Source organism: Staphylothermus marinus F1 (assembly GCF_000015945.1).
GTDB lineage: Archaea > Thermoproteota > Thermoprotei_A > Sulfolobales > Desulfurococcaceae > Staphylothermus > Staphylothermus marinus.
The window spans coordinates 112,139-130,558 of the sequence record NC_009033.1 but is presented as its reverse complement, the minus strand read 5'-3'; the positions used below and the strand labels follow the sequence as shown (position 1 = coordinate 130,558).

The 18,420-nt window shown below is 34.6% G+C and carries 17 protein-coding genes; 11 read left to right on the top strand and 6 right to left on the bottom strand.

From position 1 onward, the window contains the following. Positions 1-17: 17 nt before the first annotated feature. On the top strand, positions 18-872 hold the full coding sequence (locus SMAR_RS00645; RefSeq protein ID WP_011838432.1) for a cation diffusion facilitator family transporter: 855 nt from the start codon (positions 18-20) through the stop codon (positions 870-872). Here SMAR_RS00645 and SMAR_RS00640 read toward each other — a convergent pair. From SMAR_RS00640 to SMAR_RS00625, 3 genes are all read right to left on the bottom strand, one after another. Next, positions 844-1,446, bottom strand: coding sequence for a MarC family protein (locus SMAR_RS00640; RefSeq protein WP_011838431.1), 603 nt, complete (start codon positions 1,444-1,446; stop codon positions 844-846). The two genes, SMAR_RS00645 and SMAR_RS00640, sit on opposite strands and share 29 nt — an antisense overlap. A gap of 48 nt (positions 1,447-1,494) precedes the next feature. Then, on the bottom strand, positions 1,495-2,838 hold the full coding sequence (locus SMAR_RS00635; protein WP_011838430.1) for a dihydroorotase: 1,344 nt from the start codon (positions 2,836-2,838) through the stop codon (positions 1,495-1,497). 566 nt (positions 2,839-3,404) lie between these two features. Then, the gene (locus SMAR_RS00625) at positions 3,405-3,809 is read right to left on the bottom strand and encodes a hypothetical protein (RefSeq protein WP_052833769.1); all 405 of its coding nucleotides are present in this window, start codon (positions 3,807-3,809) and stop codon (positions 3,405-3,407) included. A 258-nt stretch (positions 3,810-4,067) separates the two neighbouring features. On the opposite strand from SMAR_RS00625, the gene SMAR_RS00620 reads away from it, so the two are divergent. Both SMAR_RS00620 and SMAR_RS00615 read left to right on the top strand, forming a co-directional pair. Beyond that, positions 4,068-4,442 (top strand): YjbQ family protein, encoded by a 375-nt coding sequence (locus SMAR_RS00620; protein WP_011838428.1) that lies wholly within the window; start codon positions 4,068-4,070, stop codon positions 4,440-4,442. Then, complete coding sequence (locus SMAR_RS00615) at positions 4,429-4,818, top strand: YjbQ family protein (RefSeq protein WP_244372544.1); 390 nt, start codon at positions 4,429-4,431, stop codon at positions 4,816-4,818. Before SMAR_RS00620 ends, SMAR_RS00615 begins: the two co-directional genes overlap by 14 nt. Positions 4,819-5,074: 256 nt before the next feature. Here the strand turns inward: SMAR_RS00615 and SMAR_RS00610 are convergent, their stop codons facing one another. After that, positions 5,075-5,470, bottom strand: a complete 396-nt coding sequence (locus SMAR_RS00610) for a DUF4064 domain-containing protein (protein WP_011838426.1) — start codon at positions 5,468-5,470, stop codon at positions 5,075-5,077. 233 nt (positions 5,471-5,703) lie between these two features. Between SMAR_RS00610 and SMAR_RS00605 the strand changes: the two genes are divergently transcribed. The 3 genes from SMAR_RS00605 to SMAR_RS00595 are packed head-to-tail and all read left to right on the top strand — an operon-like array spanning position 5,704 to position 8,532. Beyond that, positions 5,704-6,822, top strand: a complete 1,119-nt coding sequence (locus tag SMAR_RS00605) for a sugar phosphate nucleotidyltransferase (RefSeq protein ID WP_011838425.1) — start codon at positions 5,704-5,706, stop codon at positions 6,820-6,822. A 6-nt stretch (positions 6,823-6,828) separates the two neighbouring features. Next, positions 6,829-8,148, top strand: a complete 1,320-nt coding sequence (locus SMAR_RS00600) for a phosphohexomutase domain-containing protein (protein WP_011838424.1) — start codon at positions 6,829-6,831, stop codon at positions 8,146-8,148. A gap of 51 nt (positions 8,149-8,199) precedes the next feature. Then, positions 8,200-8,532 carry a carboxymuconolactone decarboxylase family protein gene (locus SMAR_RS00595; RefSeq protein ID WP_011838423.1) on the top strand — a complete coding sequence of 111 codons (333 nt, stop codon included), beginning with the start codon at positions 8,200-8,202 and terminating at the stop codon, positions 8,530-8,532. A gap of 2 nt (positions 8,533-8,534) precedes the next feature. On the opposite strand, the gene leuS is transcribed toward SMAR_RS00595, so the two are convergent. Continuing rightward, on the bottom strand, positions 8,535-11,444 hold the full coding sequence (gene leuS, locus SMAR_RS00590) for a leucine--tRNA ligase (protein ID WP_011838422.1): 2,910 nt from the start codon (positions 11,442-11,444) through the stop codon (positions 8,535-8,537). A gap of 205 nt (positions 11,445-11,649) precedes the next feature. Here leuS and sufC point away from each other — a divergent pair, with 205 nt between their 5' ends. The 5 genes from sufC (at position 11,650) to SMAR_RS00565 (ending at position 17,624) form a co-directional block, all read left to right on the top strand. Continuing rightward, positions 11,650-12,390 (top strand): Fe-S cluster assembly ATPase SufC, encoded by a 741-nt coding sequence (gene sufC / locus SMAR_RS00585; RefSeq protein ID WP_011838421.1) that lies wholly within the window; start codon positions 11,650-11,652, stop codon positions 12,388-12,390. A gap of 2 nt (positions 12,391-12,392) precedes the next feature. Further along, the gene (gene sufB, locus SMAR_RS00580) at positions 12,393-13,808 is read left to right on the top strand and encodes a Fe-S cluster assembly protein SufB (protein WP_011838420.1); all 1,416 of its coding nucleotides are present in this window, start codon (positions 12,393-12,395) and stop codon (positions 13,806-13,808) included. A 1-nt stretch (position 13,809) separates the two neighbouring features. Further along, positions 13,810-14,919 (top strand): SufB/SufD family protein, encoded by a 1,110-nt coding sequence (locus SMAR_RS00575; RefSeq protein ID WP_011838419.1) that lies wholly within the window; start codon positions 13,810-13,812, stop codon positions 14,917-14,919. A gap of 249 nt (positions 14,920-15,168) precedes the next feature. Continuing rightward, a complete protein-coding gene (locus SMAR_RS00570) occupies positions 15,169-16,074 on the top strand; it encodes an ABC transporter ATP-binding protein (protein ID WP_011838418.1) in 906 nt (301 codons plus the stop codon). Continuing rightward, positions 16,071-17,624 (top strand): ABC transporter permease subunit, encoded by a 1,554-nt coding sequence (locus SMAR_RS00565; RefSeq protein WP_011838417.1) that lies wholly within the window; start codon positions 16,071-16,073, stop codon positions 17,622-17,624. The genes SMAR_RS00570 and SMAR_RS00565 overlap by 4 nt, the downstream gene beginning before the upstream one ends. Here the strand turns inward: SMAR_RS00565 and SMAR_RS00560 are convergent. After that, positions 17,621-18,373 (bottom strand): polyprenol monophosphomannose synthase, encoded by a 753-nt coding sequence (locus tag SMAR_RS00560; RefSeq protein WP_011838416.1) that lies wholly within the window; start codon positions 18,371-18,373, stop codon positions 17,621-17,623. The two genes, SMAR_RS00565 and SMAR_RS00560, sit on opposite strands and share 4 nt — an antisense overlap. Positions 18,374-18,420: the final 47 nt, after the last annotated feature.

Sequence of the window (18,420 nt, the reverse complement as noted above, 5' to 3'; positions counted from 1 at the left end):
CAATAGAGGGCTAATTAATGAAAGATGAGTCAGCGAATACTCTAAATGATCTACTGGCTATTATAATTCTAGCACTTATAGGTGCATTAGTCAAAATTTATGGTGCTATATTCTATAACTCTAGATCACTCTTAGTAGATGCGTTGACAAGCTTTGCAAACATTGTCGCTTTAATATTTATTGTTTATTTCTACAAGTTAAGCATTTCTCCCCCTGATATTGATCATCCATATGGTCATCACAGGCTAGGTATTGGTGGAATTATTGCATCTATAGCCGCTTATAGCTTTGTTGCTGGAGTTTCTTACACAGAGTTAGTTTATAGCACTGTATATACTGTGCAAATCCAATCAGTTTATTATGCAATTGCTGGGTTTATTATATACTTGATCACTATACTCTTGGCGATAAGAATCGGTAGTATATTCAGAACATATGGTGCTTTCACAGTTAGCGAACTAATTGAGAGCATAATAGTAATATTAGCTAGCCTAGGAGGTGCGTTGTATTCTTACCTTATCGACTATACTGGTGCCATCATATTAACACTGTATATATTCTATGAAATCATAGTTTCAACGCGAGAAATCTTATCAATCATATCCGATAAATCACCTCCATACGAAATCCTAACATCAATTAGAGAACTATTTGAAAAGAATAATTTCATTATACAAGAGATGAAGATCCGAGTAATTCATACTGGAAAATACCATGGGGGCTTTAAAGTTCAATCCTTAGATAGTAAAAATTATGAAGATATATGGAAGAAAATACAAAATATAAGGAGAATACTACTAGAAAAGTATGGAATAGAATCCATTATAGAGATTATCCCGAATGCTAACAGAAATAAGTATGATAAAAACTAATTATTCCTAGTGCAATCATTTCAACAGCTACACTTGCAATAATTAACGACATGAACCGCCCAATAGCTCTTATAACTGATACCCTCAAAATACTGACGAGTTTGGTTGAATATCTTAACATTATAAAAGTTGTTGTTGCAGCTAATATCGATGCTATTAATACCAAGAATATATTGAGAAAACCAGGCTCTCTAGATGTTAATAAAAGTATTGTTGTAATAGTTCCTGGGCCAATAACCATAGGTGTTGCCAATGGCACTACAGCTATATCGGAATATTCTATTTGCTTAGTTCTAGGCATACCGCCAAGCATGTCTAACGCTATTACTAATAATAATATTCCACCACCTATTCTTAGACTTGCAATTGATATTCCAAAAGCTAGGAGAATATAGTTGCCGATTAATGAAAATAGTATTACTAAGATTATAGATGTAATAAATGCTTTTCTTACTATATCCTTTCGCTCAATTTCATCCAAATGATCTGTAAGGGATAAAAAGGTTGGTAAAGCAGAGAACGGATTCATTATTGCTAATAACTGAATATAATAAGCGAAGAGAAGATCAAACATATTATTATCACCATTAAGCATAGCAAAAATGTAATGTAAAAATTATTTTTAGATAAACCAGCCTCTCTTCCTAGTTTTCTTAGATAAATATTTTCCTTTACCAGGCTTTCCTACTAATTGACCCTCCTTTATAATGATTTCCCCATTAACAATTACATGTATTGGTGCACCAAACAATTCCATGCCTTCCCACGGCGTCCAATCAACTTTATGGTGGTGATCACTTGCGGAAATAACTTTTGCACGGCGGGTCTCTAAAACTACTAGATCAGCATCACTTCCGATTGCGAGCTCTCCTTTCTCAGGATAAATATCCATGATTTTTGCTGGATTACGGGAAAATACATCTATGAATCTGTCAAAGGTTATAATTCTCTTTAATACGCCGAAGGTAAATAGGAAGGGACCCATAATCTCAAGATTAGGTATTCCTCCCCACGCACTCCACACATTTGTCTCCTTAAGCTCACGAGGAGCTGGAGCATTATCGCTTACATATGTCTCAATTTGTCCTTCAGCCAATGCTTTCCATAGTGCTTCTCTGTCATGCTCAGTTTTTAGAGTTGGTGCTAGTTTTAGGTAAGCTCCATATTTTTTAGAATCTTCACGTGTAAAATATAGGAAGTGAGGACATGTCTCAGCTGTGATTCTAGTGCCTTTTCTTCTCAGAAACTTAATTGCTTCTATTCCCTCCGAACTACTAACATGCGCTATATGTAGAGGAGCCTCTGTCTCTAATGCATAGTATCCTAGCCTCATAATAGCTGCAGCTTCAGAATAGCCGGATCTATGCATATGATAAGCTACAATGTCGTCGCGCTCTTTATATCTCTTATATCCATACTCTATTAAACCATCATCCTCTGCATGAGCAATAACAATTCCGTTTACATCTCTGACAAGCTCAAATATATCTCCGAGAGCGGTTTCTTCAGCTTTAAAAGGTCTAGCAGTAAATACTTTATACCCCTTGATCCCCATATCTGCTAACTCGGGGATCTTATCTTTATTGCTTGCATTCATGAAGCCAGCATGTATTCCATAATTTATATATGAATGTTTCTTTGCCTCATCTATTTTCTTTTTAACAATATCCTTATTATCTACATAGACACGTAGAGGCATGTCATAAATACTTGTTATGCCTCCATAAGCAGCCGCCAGACTCCCAGACTCCCAGTCTTCATTCATAGTATATTCAGGATCATACACATGAGCATGAATATCTATACCGCCAGGAATAATTGGCTGACCATAAGCATCAAGAAGCTCATCAACATCTCTTATCTGTTTCTTAGAAATACTAGTAATCTTGCCATCTTCTACAAGTATGAATGCTTCTGTAAAACCATCTCCTATCCAAACCTTTGCATCCCTAATCCCAATCCTCAAATAAGAACACCTTTAACATTACTCAATAATAAATTCACTAATAACAGTATTTAAATAGGAATGCCAAACAATACAAGCCTCAATAAAGATTTTCTGTTATGGATCACTATATTCTAAAAGAAAATTTTGTAAACAACAGATGAAAGCTCTAAATGATCCTATAAAGCTTTAAACTTCTCCATATCTAGAAAGAGAAAAACTCATCGTTTGTTTATATATTAGAGTTATTTTGGAGATTGTGGATACTATGATTGTTTTGAGGGTTAATTGTCTGGTTCACTCCTTAAACCTCTATTAACATGTGTGGTTTGGGAAATGCGGATGAAGGGCTCAAAGTGGTCTGTGTGGAGCCCCGATAACCCCCTCGATGAAGAGAGTGAAACCCCGACCCAAGAGGGGGAAGCCCCTGCAAACAATAAAGCATGGGTAACCACTCCATATTATAGCTGATATCCTAGCAATACTGTCTAGGATAAATATGATCCTTATAGGGATGCTTAACATGTTGAAAAAAGTTCTATTCAAAAGAACTTTTTATTAAATATTAAACAATTAATCTTTGAAGTTTATATCGTCTGTTTTTCTTCGAAGGATGATGGAAGTGATTGTGTTCTTAGAGGCTTCCATATTAGAGCCAGCATTCCACTAATCACTCCTAAAAGAATTGTAAACCAGAACATGCTGAAAACGCTGAATATTGTAATTAAAATCCCTCCTTCACGCACCTTGCTAGGAACTCCACTATTTATTCTTAGTGCAGACATTAATATTAGACTACCGTCTAACAAATACCATAAGCTAATACTTTCTGACCGTATTTCTCCTATTGGACCAGTAATTTTCACTGAGTAGGGCCCGGATAATATTGTTACAATTAATATTATTGTTCCCATCATTATTGTGATGATCCCAGATATATATCCAAGTATAAAAGCATAAGAAGGCTTTTCAGATATATATTCACAATACATATAGTTCACCTATAAATTATTTCACTATGATGACCCATGTCTTATTCTGTAAATAGTTGCATAAAAAATAACTATTATTGATAACATTATCTTTCCAAAACAACTAAACACTTATATAGTATAAGTATTAATAAACCGATCTTTAATGGAAATAACTCGTCATATAACATTACTGTATGATAATAACTATGTTTTAAAGAAAGCTATCTCATAAATACTTTTAACATAAATACATAATGAGGAGTGGCGGAATAAATTATGAGAATTATTATAGAGAAAATCAAAGTCGAATCAACAGGCTGGTTGGTAACGGATTTAACAGATTATGTTATTTCATATATCATTAAACATAATATAAGGAATGGGATGGTTACAGTTTATACTCCTAGCCAATACTCCTATATTATTTTAACCGAGTATGAACCTAACTTATTAAGTGATCTAGAGTTTTTCTTAGAGAAACTCATAGGGAAAAGAGTAATTGTTGATGGACTGCTGGGTAAAAGTGTGGTGTTACCCATTATAGACCATGAACTAGATATTGGTGTGTTCAAGAGAATAATATTTCTCGACACTAGCCGTAATAGCGGAAATAAAGAAGTGGTGGTTGTTTTTGAAGGTGAAACTAGTTAACCTGATAATTAGAACTTTTGGTCCAATGAAGTATTTTCCTCTAAGAAGAATTATAGAAGAAGAGATAGAAGATACAAATACAAAGAGAGGAGTTGTAACAATACATGCTAAAGGAGCAACTCCTGGGGTTATAGTTATGAGCATAGATGATCTAAATTATTTTGATCAAATAATCAAAAACATTATTCCAATCACGGGGTGGAAACATGGAAACGCGTATGCTCATCTAAGATCAACGATCATGTCAACTACTCAGACAATATATTATGAAAACGGAAAACTATACATGCCAGATAACTATGAAGTATACTTTGTCGAAACAAGACCAGTACATAATCATAGAAGAACAATACATCTTATCATTCGTGGTATTTAACATACAAGAACACAGCAGAGTATTTCCCCGCTCTTATTATTTCTGAGTATTTTTGATTATATTGGTTTTTATGGACGGGGAGGACCTGATATTGGTTTCATAGATTATTCATATAAATATATGGATTCTCTAGACTTGAATACTCTAAACTGACATGGTTAAAGAGATGATAATACGTGTATAAGCATCATAAATCATATTGAATTTGAAAAAATAAAGCAGAACAAAGTAAAAAACAAATGTATTAAATCAAAAACTATATGACTTGTTCTCCTCCAGATGGTGGTGGAGGTGGCTGTGTTTGTTGTATCGGTGGTTTCCATACCAGTGCTAATATGCCGCCAATCAATCCTAGAATAAATGTTAACCAATTAGGTAGGCTGAGAATACTAAATATTAATACAACAATTCCTCCCTTACGAACACTGCTTGGTACGCCACTATTTATCCATATTGAACCAACAATTATTATGATCCCAGCGATCAGCCACCACAATCCTAGAATTATAAGCAATGTACCAAGGAATCCCGCTATTGGGACGGGGACTTTAACACTGAATACCGACGCAATTAGCGTTCCTATACCCGATAATATACCGAAGATCCCAGCAATTAATCCAAGAATAAACGCTGCAACCGGCTTGTTAGACACATTATTCACCCAATAATACATTTATGCATTACGGCAAGAACTAATTTGTTAGTTATGATATTAAAAGGTTTTTAAAAGCCTAATCTGTTCAAGATTCTTGTTTAATCAACATTTTTATTGTTCTATTGTAAACATGTCTACTAAACACTATAAATTACTAATATAGATTAAAAATAAGCAAATCTAACTATATTATATATTAGTGAGAGTTATAAGTTGAGGAGTAACGTTCGATGCTTGAAGCTGTTATTTTGGCTGGAGGAATCGGTTCTAGATTAAGACCTTTAACGCTTGTAAAGCCTAAACCAATGATTCCTTTGGCAGGTAAGCCTTTGATAGAACATATTATTTATTGGTTGAAGCATCATGGTTTCAGCAGGTTTATCGTTGTAGGTAAGTATTTAGGAGAGGTTATAAGGGATTACTTTAGTGGTAGAAGAGATGTTATTGTGAGAATTGTTGATAGTAAGGATACAGCTGATGCTGTTAGGCTGGTTAGAGACGATATCTTATCTAATGATATTCTGATATCTATGGGCGATGTAATATGTAATGCTGATTTTTATTCTTTCTATAAATACCATGTAGAAAATGACGGCATAGCAACTATTGCTCTTAAAGAAGTAGATAATCCACTCCAATATGGAGTTGTATTTATTGATGAACACCAAAGAATCAGGCATTTCGTTGAAAAACCTGCGTCTATGGAACTATATGTTCTAAGTATAGCTTTTCTTAAAAGTTATAGGAGTTTTCGAAGCAATTTAGTAAATACAGGGTTTTATATGATCAATAAGTATGTTCTCGAAATAATTTCGAAATATCCGTCATTAATGGATTGGGGCAAACACGTATTTCCATATCTCGTTGAACAAGGCTATAAAGTCTATGGGTGGATTATGGACAATAATGTCTACTGGGAGGATTTGGGTAGAATTAACAACTATGTTAAAGCACTACGTGATCTATTAAGTGGTAAGATACCCGGCTTCAAACCGGCAGGAAGGGAGGTAAGAGATAAAGTCTATATTGATGAGGGAGCAGACGTTAGAGGAAAAATAATTCCGCCAGTATATATAGGTAGAAACGTATTCATAGATGAGAAATCAATAATAGGACCATATGTCTCTATAGAGGAAAACTCTATTATCAGTGGAGAATCAAATATTTCATATACTATTGTATGGGAGAATACAAAAATAGAGCATAGCAAGGTTTATAACTCGATCATAATGAATTCCGTTCATATAGTTGATTCAAAAATTTCCTCAAGCATAATTGGTTCATATAATTTTGTACGGAAAAATGTCTTAGTTGAAAAAGAAATATTTGAGCCAAAAGTTCAGGTGTGAAACCTCATGTATAAGTTCATAAATAATAGGCTTGTTGGAGAACCAAATAAAGATTTATTACCCGAAGATGCTTCAAAGCTTGGAGCAATTATTGGTTCATGGTATGGCAGAGGCTCCTTAGTTGTTAGTGGCAGAGACTATAATCCATCTTCTAGAATGTTAAAGAGAGCATTTATATCTGGCTTGATGAGTGTAGGAGTAGATGTTATGGATTTCCATGAATCTGTAAGTGGCGAGATAGGTTTTTCAATAAAAAGATTTGGTGCTCGTGGTGGATTCATAATATTTTCTCATCCATGGCTAAGCAATAACGTATTATTCAGAATAATGACTAATCCTGGAGTTGAAATAATTGGAGCTGAATTAAAGGAGATAATTGAAAAGACAGATATTAATAGAACAGAGCCTTCAAATACTGGATGGGTTACATACGCCGAATACATACACAAACTATATATTTCAGCACTTACTGCTCAGGTAAAGTCCGATAGAATAGCTGATCGAAGATTTAGAGTAGTTATTGATACATGTCATGGACCAGCGGATAAAATATTGCCAGAGCTTCTATCAAGTTTAAATATTGATTTTGTATTGGTAAATGCGGCAAAACCTCCTCAGATCGGTTCAAGGACGTATCCATTAATAAATGATCTATATAAAGTATATGGGATCGTGAAATCTATTAATGCAGATTTAGGAGTAATTTTCAATACGGATGCTTCAGCAATGATTGTAGTAGATAATGAAGGAAACATATTATTGCCTGAAGAAACCCTCCTCGTATTATTAAAGCGTCTCCCCTCCCAATCCAGTATTCTAGTATCTAATGAAGTATTTGGTTTTATAGATGATATCTTAAGTAATGTAGATATCAAAGTGTATAGGATGTCCAGTGAAGAAGAATTGATCAAGAAGACTGTCGATGAAAGACCACCACTATCAATGGGTTATGCAGGAGATTACATAAATCCATCATTCAGCCTTACTTATGATGCCACAATGGCATTTCTAAAACTATTAGAAGCCCTAACCTATTATGATAAGCCGTTGTCGAAGATAGTTATGGAAAAGATTTATCCTAGATACTATATTATGGAAACATCATCGTCAATAATTGATGTAAGCAAGAAAATATGTAGCTTAAACAACGTTTATTGTTTACCAATCATAACAGGCTACAGGATAAGATACATGGATACGAGAATGATGTTAACAATTAATCCTTCAAATAATATGTCTAAAATACTCATAGACCCTACCACTGGTAATATTGCCGAACTGTTGAAAAATATACATAAGATTTTGAAAGAACTAGAGCGCTCTTAAGAGCTAACCTTGTAAAGGGGGCTTAACATATTTTTAATAGGTGTAAAGTCTATGATGGAAGAGCTCGTTAATGAATTCTATACATCAGTTAAGAAATGGCTCAAAACAAATCCCAAGCAGATCAAGGCATTCCTCGACTTTCTACAAACAGTTCGTGAACCCGGGGCTCTTGACACTAAGACAAAAGAATTGATCGCTGTGGCTTCAAGTGTAGCGGCTAGGTGTCAATGGTGTATTGCGCTACATGTTAAAGAAGCCATTGAAGCAGGTGCTACTCCTGAAGAGATAAGAGAAGCTGCTTGGGTAGCTGTATTAATGGGTGGTGGCCCTAACTTAGCATATATGCAATTAGTCGAGAAGGCTATACAAGAGTTTACTAAGTAGGGTTAGTATAGGTAAAAGCTTGGTTTAAGCGGTAGTGTTTTTTCTGCTTTAGGAATGTTTTTCGCCTTAGCTTCTTCTTCCCAGTAAACCTCTATGTGTAATCCTGTCTTTTTAGCTATATATTGTCTTGCTTCATTATATGCTTCATATTCATGTATCGGATCTATCTTTAAAGCTCTTTTACAAGGTGTTCTGGAACATTCTTGTATTACATAAACTATTTCTTTCTCTCTACCCTTTAATCCATATTTGTCTCGTATAGTTCTTATTATTTCTCTTCTATCCATGCCTTTCTCAATCATTTCTATGACTTCTCTTTTCCAAGGAGACGCTACTACTATGTAGGCATGTTTTGGTTTAGGAGATAATATGTTCAATACGTTCTTGATATCTTCAATTAATGCTTCAATCGCTTCCTCTAGGTATTCTACTTCTTCATTGATCGCTTTATAATCTATTTCCGGCCATTTCTCTAAGGATAAGAACTCTTCTTTACCCATCCAGCTCCATATTTCCTCGGTTAGATGAGGTATTACGGGGTTAAGAGATTTTAGCCATTTGCTAAGTATTCTTTTAATCATACATATTGTTTCTTCATTACTTGTTCTCTCACGATAATGATCTATTGATACCATTACATCATAGAACATTTTCTGTACGTAGTCTCTTATCTCCATGTTATCAAGAGCATTTGTTGCTTCGGCAAGTAATCGATTGAACTTGGATAAGAACCATTTATCGATGTATTTATCATGACTATATGTTCCGCATTTTGTTCTAATAGCTTTTTCAGCTATTGCAGTAAACTTTTTCAAAGAATCAATTACACGCTCTACTTCCTTTTCACGCCAATCAAGCACAGTATCTAGATTTGCTGCTCCAGCAATATATAGTCTGAACAGATCCGCCGAGTATTTCTCAGCAATATCTCTTAATAGTATAACGTTTCCCTTACTCTTGCTCATTTTGGTTCCTTCTCGTATAACCATTTCGTTTAAGGTGATCATTTTAGGCCAGTGTTTTCTAGGAAATATTGCTATGTGGTGATATATGAAGAATGATAAATGATTACTTATGTGGGCTATGCCTGTATGTCTCTGATCCACTGGATACCAATAATTAAATTCTTGTCTCATCTCTTCTAATGCTTTCAAAGGTATTCCTGTATCTTCAGATATCTCCTCTGGATCGCCTTTTCCTAGGAAGACATAGTCGAATACTTGAGGTTTAAGTTGTTCAGGTTTGATATTATGCTTTCTGATTAGATGTGCTATAGTATAGAATGCCATATATATGGTTGAATCGCTTAAGCTTTCAATAACCCATTCTGGATCAAATGGAAGCCTTGTTCCAAGCCCTCTTTTTCTAGCACATGGTCTTCTCTCAAGCCAATCAATAGCATCAAGCATCGCCTTCTTGTATTTCACCGGAATAATCCGCATTTTTTCAGATACATATTTTTTCGCTTCTTCTTTCCACCAAGGAACACTATAGTCTATAAACCATTGTCCAATTATTTTTGCAGCAATAATCTTTCCTCCCGCTCTACAATAGGCTTTACGGTTTAACTCGTAGAAAACGAATCCCTTGTTTTCCCTAAGCAGTTTCTTCTTTATTTTTTCCTTTGCTTCGCTAACACTTAGTCCTTTAAATTCTGGATCATCTACGATCATTACTCCTTTATAGTATTGTTCCCTATATACTATTTTTGTTGCCTCAACAAGTCTTGGATCAAACTGGCTAGATATACCCATTTCTTCAACAACAATCCCTGCATGATGACCCTTTATACCCGGTACATCAATAATTTTGATAGGCTCTATCTTCTTAACAACCTCTGGATCAACCCCGTACATAGCTAGTTTTTCAGAATTCTTCTTAAGCTCCATTAAAGCAACATAGTCATATGGAGCATCGCTTGGCTCACTATAAACTATACCCGTAGCATTATCTGGATCAACGAAATCTGCTGGTAGAACTATTAATTCATTACCTAATGGACTAACTACTTTTTTCCCAACAAGTTCTCTTCCCTTCATCTCCCCAACTACTTTGAATTCATCTAGTGGATGTTGGTGTTGAAGCTTAACAAGAGCTTCTTTTGAAACAATTATATTTTCTCCGCGCCATTCAACAACTACATAGTCAGCATCAGGTTTTACCCATAAATTAGTGGCACCAAATAATGTTTCGGGCCTAAGAGTGGCTGCTACTAAATACGTATTTTCTTCGCCGAGTAACTTGAATTTTATCGCTGTAAACTCTAGAATCTCTACAGGATTAACATCGGCATCCTGTATATCATCTTCTCCTTCAGGCTGTTTATGCAGTAAACAATAAGTTACCACGTGGTCTCCACGTTTTATGAGGCCTTTCTCCCGGAGCTTGAGGAATTGCCAAGTAACAAAAGCATTATATATTGGTTCTCCAGTGTGAAATCTTCTACGCCAATCAATACTGTATCCTAAAGCATCAAAATCCATATGTACTCTTTCAGCAAAGAATACTGCAAGATTTAAAGGATCTTTGAAGGATTCAATAATTTTCTCGATCTCCACAGGATCCTTAACATACTTAGCTATATAGCTTTTATAGCGATTAATTATTTCTTCTTCTCCCCGTGATATTCTCTCGGATATAGCAATTATTGGTGTCCCCGTTATATGAAATGCCATAGGGAATAAGACGTTATAGCCTCGCAGTCTTTTATAACGAGCAATAATGTCTCCAATAGTATATGTTCTACCATGTCCTATGTGTAGGGGAGCATTAGTATACGGGTAGGGTACTGTGATAAAGTATTTAGGTTTATCAGGTTCAATTCTGGGTTCAAATATTTTTTTCTCCATCCATTTACTTTGCCATTTAGCTTCAACACTTCTGAGCCATTCTAAGAAATCTCTTTTCTTCAACGAGTACCACCCCTATATATGGTAAAATACTAGATAATTCATAAATATAATATTATTTATTAACGAGATTAAGTGCTTAAAACTTAATCCCGCCACATGTGGGAATGGTTCATATTAAAACTTGAAATCAAAAATAATCTATCCCACAACTTTATAAGCCACATAGATTATTATAAAATTTGATTTAGTAAAAGGTGATGACAAGTTGACGCTTGAAATAATCGATCTATCTGTTAACGTAGACAGTAAACCAGTACTGCGAGACATTAATTTAAGAGTTGAAAAGGGCAAATTAACAGTTATAATGGGACCTAATGGTAGCGGTAAAACTAGCCTAGCCTATACCATAATGGGTCATCCAAACTATAAGGTTGTGAAGGGAAAAATATTCTTAGAAGGAGAAGATATCACTAATAAAACACCTGATGAAAGAGCTAATAAAGGATTATTCCTAGTTTTCCAAAACCCTATAGAAATCCCTGGAATCAACTTATTATCTCTTCTAACCGCCGTATTAAATAAGAAAAAGGGAAAAACAGACCTAACAGAACCAATTCTTGATCTTAGAAAGAAGCTTGTCGTAGAAGCTAGAATGATTGGTTTAAAAGAGGAGCTTCTAGAAAGAGATTTAAATGTCGGATTTAGCGGTGGGGAAAAGAAAAGAAGCGAACTTCTTCAAGTTAAGATTTTGAGACCTAAATATGTTATAATGGATGAACCTGATAGTGGGCTGGATGTTGATGGTGTTAGAATAGTTGCTGATGTTATTAGAGAAATGTTATCCACCGGTGCAAGCATTATATTGATTACACATTATCCACGTGTACTTCAATACATTGATCCACACAAAGTCGTTATCCTCTATAAGGGAAGAATAGTTGCTAAAGGAGGAAAGGAGCTCGTCGAGAAAATTGATAGAGAAGGATATAAATGGCTTGGTGATTAAAATTGACGAAGCCAATAGAGATTTCTAAAATACTTGAGCATCCCGAGTATATGGAGCCAATAGAATATAGGAGAGAAATAGAGATTAGAGGAAAAATCAGTCGAGACCTTGTCGAAGAGATTTCTAAGCAGAAAAAAGAACCAGATTGGATGCGTAGACTCAGACTTAGAGCTTTAGAGTATTTTGAAAAACTACCTGTACCTAAATGGCTCTATGGAATTGAAACAATAGATCTAGATGAAATAACAACGTATTATGTGAAACCAGTGGAACAACCAGTTAGTAGTTGGGACGACTTACCAGCGGAAATCAGAGAAATATATTTCAGGCTTGGACTGCCAGAAGCATATGCTAAATACTTAGCTGGATTGACCGCTGTTCTCGATAGTGAAACAATATATTCTGCTATGAAGGAGTATTTAGAAAAAATCGGCGTAATCATGATCCCCATGGAACAAGCAATCAGACGATACCCTGATCTCGTAAAGAAATATTTTGGAAAAATAGTTAGCCCAATAGAACATAAGTTCGCAGCACTACACTATGCATTGTGGAGCGGAGGAGTATTCGTATATGTGCCAAAGAATACAAAAGTACCCTATCCTATCGAAGCATTCTTCTTCGTTGGTAAAGAATTAGAGGGACAATTTGAACATTCAATAATAGTTGCAGATGAAGGCTCTGAACTCACATTTATAGAAGGATGTAGTGCTCCCCGATTCAAAAAGTTTAGTTTCCATGATGGAGCAGTAGAACTATACGCACATAGGAAAGCTAAGATATCATTTGTAACTGTCCAAAACTGGAGTAGAAACATAATAAACTTTAACAATAAAAGAGCCATTGCTGAAGAAGACTCATATGTAGAGTGGTTAGAAGGAAGCATTGGAAGCAAATACACAGTTACATATCCTTCAACTATTCTTCAAGGTAAGGGAGCAAGGACTTCAAGTGTTGTTATTGGAATCGCTAACGGCCCCTATATCAAAGATACTGGTTCAAAAGTAGTTCATGTTGCACCAAATACTAGGAGCAAAATAATATCTAAAAGCATCAGTAGTAGTGGAGGAGTTAATATCTATAGAGGACTAGTCCACATATATAGAGGCGCAAAGAACTCGACAAGCTATGTACAATGTGATAGCCTAATACTGGATGAGAAAAGCAAAGCATATACTTACCCAATAATTCATATTGAAGAAAAAGATTCCGAAACAGGACACGAAGCAACAACCGGTAGAATAAACGAGGATCAAATATTCTATTTACAATCCAGAGGCTTAAGCGAGGGACAAGCTAAGAGTATGATTGTGCTTGGATTCATTAAGGATATTCTTAAAGGTCTACCAATGGAGTATGTAGCAATGCTTAGTCGTGTTATACAATTAGAATTTGAAAAAATAGGAGGGGTTGGTTAAAATGATTCCTCAAAGTTTATTGAAAGAACCATATCAGTACTATGGAGACTCACCAACAATAAAACAATATACTCTGTGGAAGCTCTATGATTATTACATCGAAAAACTTGTTAGAAATCAAATCCCAGTTGGTGGCTCATCAGGGATATTTCGCGAAGAATACGATGTAGTATATGATGGGACAAGTGTTAAGAGTAATAAGATAGAAATATATGAAACCAGACCTCTCGGAATAATAAGTCCGAGAAAGGATAAATTATCAAAGATACATTATTATCTCATTAAGAACCATGCATACAGAGTAATACTTAGAAACGGCAATTACAAATTATTATTTACAGCACCATTATATGAAGCAATTATTCCCCAACACCTAATTATCGATGTATATGATAAAGTAAGCCTAGAGCTAAATTTAGACTATAATAATACGGGATCACTTAGAAGTACATTTATAGAAATACACTTGCATGATTCTAGTAAACTAGATTTATTAATTAATCTAAATGATTCAATTAATTCTCCATCAAACATCGATATAGGGATAAAACAGGAAAAATATACATTACTCAACCTCATATATTTAGCTACAGTAGGTAAAATGACTAGGCTCATTATAACAGATCTGCTTGACGGAGAAGATTCTGAATCTAATATTAGAGGAATAGTGTTTTCAACTAAGCAGAGTAGAATAGACAATATAGCAGACATAATATCTAGGAATAGAGATACCTATTCAAAATACTTATTCACTTCTCTCATCAGCGATAACGGGGTAGTTGCACAGAGAGGATTAGGGAAAATACTGGATAATGCATGGGGATCAGGCATTGAATACTATAGTGAAGCGTTATTGTTAAGCGATGAAGCAAGAGCTTATCTCCAGCCAAGATTAGAAATAGATACAGGTGATGTAAGAATAGCTAAGCATGCTGCTAGAAATATACATGTATTGCCTGAGCAAATATTCTACTTACAAACTAGAGGTATAGATTATAATCTCGCTAGAAAACTAGTCATTAAAGGATATCTTCTCAAAGAAATCCCTACAACAACATATACCCCTGAGATCGTATCTTCTATAGAGAAAACACTCAATAACATTATATAATAAATCATTTCTTATACAAGAACATATTGCTTAATTCTTATAGTTGATTTGATCGTTTTAATAAATAGAAACAATTAATTTCATCAGTATTCATAATATAATTCCCAATTATACGTGATAATCTAATACTTATTGGTTCCTCAAATTTATACCTATTAATCCTCTATTAATAGATCGACGAGCTAAACTATATTTATTATCGTAATAATAGATTAAAAGGAGTCTCAAGTGATTATTTGGTGCTTTGGATTGTTGGAAATTAAAGGGGTTAGTAAGTGGTTCGGCAAGTTTCAAGCATTGAATAATATAAGTTTTAACGTTAATAATGGAGAACTTGTGGGTTATGTAGGATTAAATGGTGCTGGTAAAACAACTACTATACGTATAATTGTCGGCGTCCTCCCCCCTGATAAGGGTGATGTATTAATAGATGGTTATTCCATTACATATAATAAGCGTCAAGCATCCAAACTCATAGGCTGGGTTCCCGAGCTCCCCATATTTGAGCCTGACGTGAAGGCATTAGATTATTTTGTATATCTAGCAGGATATTATGGATTAAGTAGTAGGGAAGCATATAGCTTAGGTAAAAAACTTTTTGAAGAAGTCGGGCTTAGCGGTGCTGAGTATAAGAAGCTTCAAGAATATTCTCAGGGAATGAAAAAACGTTTTGCATTAGCTGTTTCAATGATAAATGATCCTCCGAACTTTGTTTTTGACGAAGTACTAAATGGGCTAGATCCCGAAGGTATAAAGTTCTTCAGAGAATTGGCGAAGAAGTTTAAAAAAGAAGGAAAATCTGTATTGTTCTCTTCTCATATATTGTCAGAAGTAGAAGCAATAGCTGATAGAGTTGTGTTTATACATAAAGGACGCATAATAAATAGTCTTAGTATGCAAGAAATTAAAAGAATGGCCAGTAAGAAACTAGTGTTATCACTAGGACAGACACCCTCTCATAACATAGTCGATAAACTAAGAGAATATGGAAGAGTAAGTATTGAAGGAAATATTATTACGATAGAAGATTTTAATGGTGAACAATCAAGCATTATAGAGTTATTAGTTAATAATGGTTATAAGGTCAATGAGATCAAGCTTGTTGAGAAAAGCTTAGAGGATGTATTCTTTAAGCTTATAGGTGAACAAAAATGAATCCTCTAATATATGATTTAAAACGATCATTTATGAGAAGAACAACTATTATAATGATCATAATATTCTTGTTAATGGGTATAGGAATAACGTACTTGATTTTTGGAAACATACAGCAAGGTGGAATAAATCCAAATAATAAGGTAACTGTTGTAGCGACACTATGGAGCAGAAATGGTGTTGGAACTGTTTCCGGGTACATAGTAGATAAAGACGGTAAGGGAATACCTGGTGTTTCTATAGAATTCTATATTGGAGAAGAGAAAATAGCTAGTAATAAATCCTTGAGCAATGGATACTTCGAGATTGATACTGGAATGAATTTAACGTTTAACCAATTAAATATTAGATCGTTTGGAGAAAAATACCAGACTCTCCTCAATAATTCAAGAATACATATTAAAACAAATAGCGAGGAATTCGATATTAAAGCTATGATTTCAAACACGATCAATACCAAAGGACAAAATTTATTTCCAGCATCAATAGTCTATGTTCACAAATCTGTCTTCGTTCACGAACCTCCCCAATCCCTATCTGCCTATGGATCAACAATTGCTATTATAAATTATGATGAATCAACTGGAAAAGCTAAAGCAATAATTGCTGTTCCATTCTTGTTTTCAAATGGGATAAAATATAATGTATCCTATAGTTTACAACCACTATTATCACTTATCACGGGCGAAGCAGGAAAGAATGATTTATCTAAGATTTGCAAAGAATCCACTCTTCTGGGAGAATTCAATGATCCCGTAGAAATAGTTAGTTTAAATATTAGAAATAATAGAAATACTACTCTCATTCTATGCTACAATTTTAAGGATCAAATTAACGTTGTATCTGCTCGATTTACAAAATCAAATGTTATAACTAGCTTATATGTAGCTGCCTTGTCAACACCTGTTAATTTAGTTGCTACATTTATACCGATATCCATGTTATATGTAGCGTATGTTTTAATGGCTAAGCCGAGAAGTATTGGCGCATTAGAGTTCTTATTGGCTAGGCCTGTGACGAGATTTGATATATTTATTAACAGGTATGTTGCAGGTATTCTGACAGCCTTAGTATCTGCTATAATAATAGTTTTAGCACTAGTGGCATCTTCATATATCCTACTAGGTGTACCCGTCATAGCTAACATTGTGGTTTTGCTTTTCCTGGGTTTAACTCTTTCAATGATGACCATGTATTCACTCTATTATGCATTAGCGACCTCTTTACGGTCAGGTTTTTACCTTGGTTTAAGCATTGGGTTATACTTGTTGTTTGCGTTATTTTGGCAAATTATTATAGCAATCTATGGAGTATCTACAGGTATACTTTTACGAGATATACAGGAGTATTCTAGAATGCTTATTAACAGCTACTACTATAACCCAATGGGCGTAATGAATTTAATCATGATTATTATACAGAACGACTTTGGCACATCAACAATTATAAGACCTGATCCGCTCTATATGTCTTTATCCGTTATTCTATGGGTTCTTGTTCCAGTATTACTTGGTTATTTAAGGTTTCAAAGAATAAATTTGTCAGGCTAAGATGAATATTTTTCTCCTTCCTCAACTGCTATGCTTTTAAACTTTCTTTTAAAAGTTAATATGTAAATCCACCATTTTATTATGTCTCTTATACCTAGCTTACTTTTACCTTTTGATCTATTAATGAAAGTTATTGGTGCTTCAACTATTTTAAGCTTGGCAGCAACAGGTATTAATAGTGATTCAATTGCCCATTCATAGCTTTTACCACTAGCGTATTTTAGTAAGAGCTCTGCAGCTCTCCTACTATAGATCCTGTAATTAGAAGTGCTATCATGTATACCTGTGCCGTAAAGTGTTCTTATTAGGAAATTAGCTGTTTTACTGATTAAATGCCTATGTATTCCCCATCCAATGGTTTTTCCGCCCCTAACATATCTGCTACCCTGCACTACATCTGCTTTATCAGCATATTTTATCAGAACAGCTAGGTCTTCGGGTTTATGAGAGAGATCAGCGTCCATGGTAACTATATGTGTAGCGCCTGGATCGTTTTTAAACACATATCTTATTCCATCAAGAATAGCTGATCCAAGCCCTTTTTTCCCCTCTCTCACAATAAGCTTTATTTTGTCATCGTATAATCGATGTTTCTTAACCATATCGGCTGTTCCATCAGGACTATTATCATCCACTACTAGAATATTATAATTAATTTTTAATTCCTCGAGAACACTAGTTAATCTATCAAGTAATTCACTAATGTTTTCTTTTTCATTATATGTTGGTATTATTATCCATAACTTCAATTAATACACCATTAACATAACTCTTATGATAGTCTATGTAGTTTAGC

Bases quoted from the DNA above. Each gene is read 5' to 3' on its own strand.
- SMAR_RS00620 (WP_011838428.1), top strand. From the start codon at position 4,068: ATGAGAATTATTATAGAGAAAATCAAAGTCGAATCAACAGGCTGGTTG.
- SMAR_RS00565 (WP_011838417.1), top strand. From the start codon at position 16,071: ATGAATCCTCTAATATATGATTTAAAACGATCATTTATGAGAAGAACA.
- SMAR_RS00605 (WP_011838425.1), top strand. From the start codon at position 5,704: ATGCTTGAAGCTGTTATTTTGGCTGGAGGAATCGGTTCTAGATTAAGA.
- SMAR_RS00645 (WP_011838432.1), top strand. From the start codon at position 18: ATGAAAGATGAGTCAGCGAATACTCTAAATGATCTACTGGCTATTATA.
- SMAR_RS00640 (WP_011838431.1), bottom strand. From the start codon at position 1,446: ATGTTTGATCTTCTCTTCGCTTATTATATTCAGTTATTAGCAATAATG.
- SMAR_RS00575 (WP_011838419.1), top strand. From the start codon at position 13,810: ATGATTCCTCAAAGTTTATTGAAAGAACCATATCAGTACTATGGAGAC.
- SMAR_RS00600 (WP_011838424.1), top strand. From the start codon at position 6,829: ATGTATAAGTTCATAAATAATAGGCTTGTTGGAGAACCAAATAAAGAT.
- SMAR_RS00625 (WP_052833769.1), bottom strand. From the start codon at position 3,809: ATGTATTGTGAATATATATCTGAAAAGCCTTCTTATGCTTTTATACTT.
- SMAR_RS00595 (WP_011838423.1), top strand. From the start codon at position 8,200: ATGATGGAAGAGCTCGTTAATGAATTCTATACATCAGTTAAGAAATGG.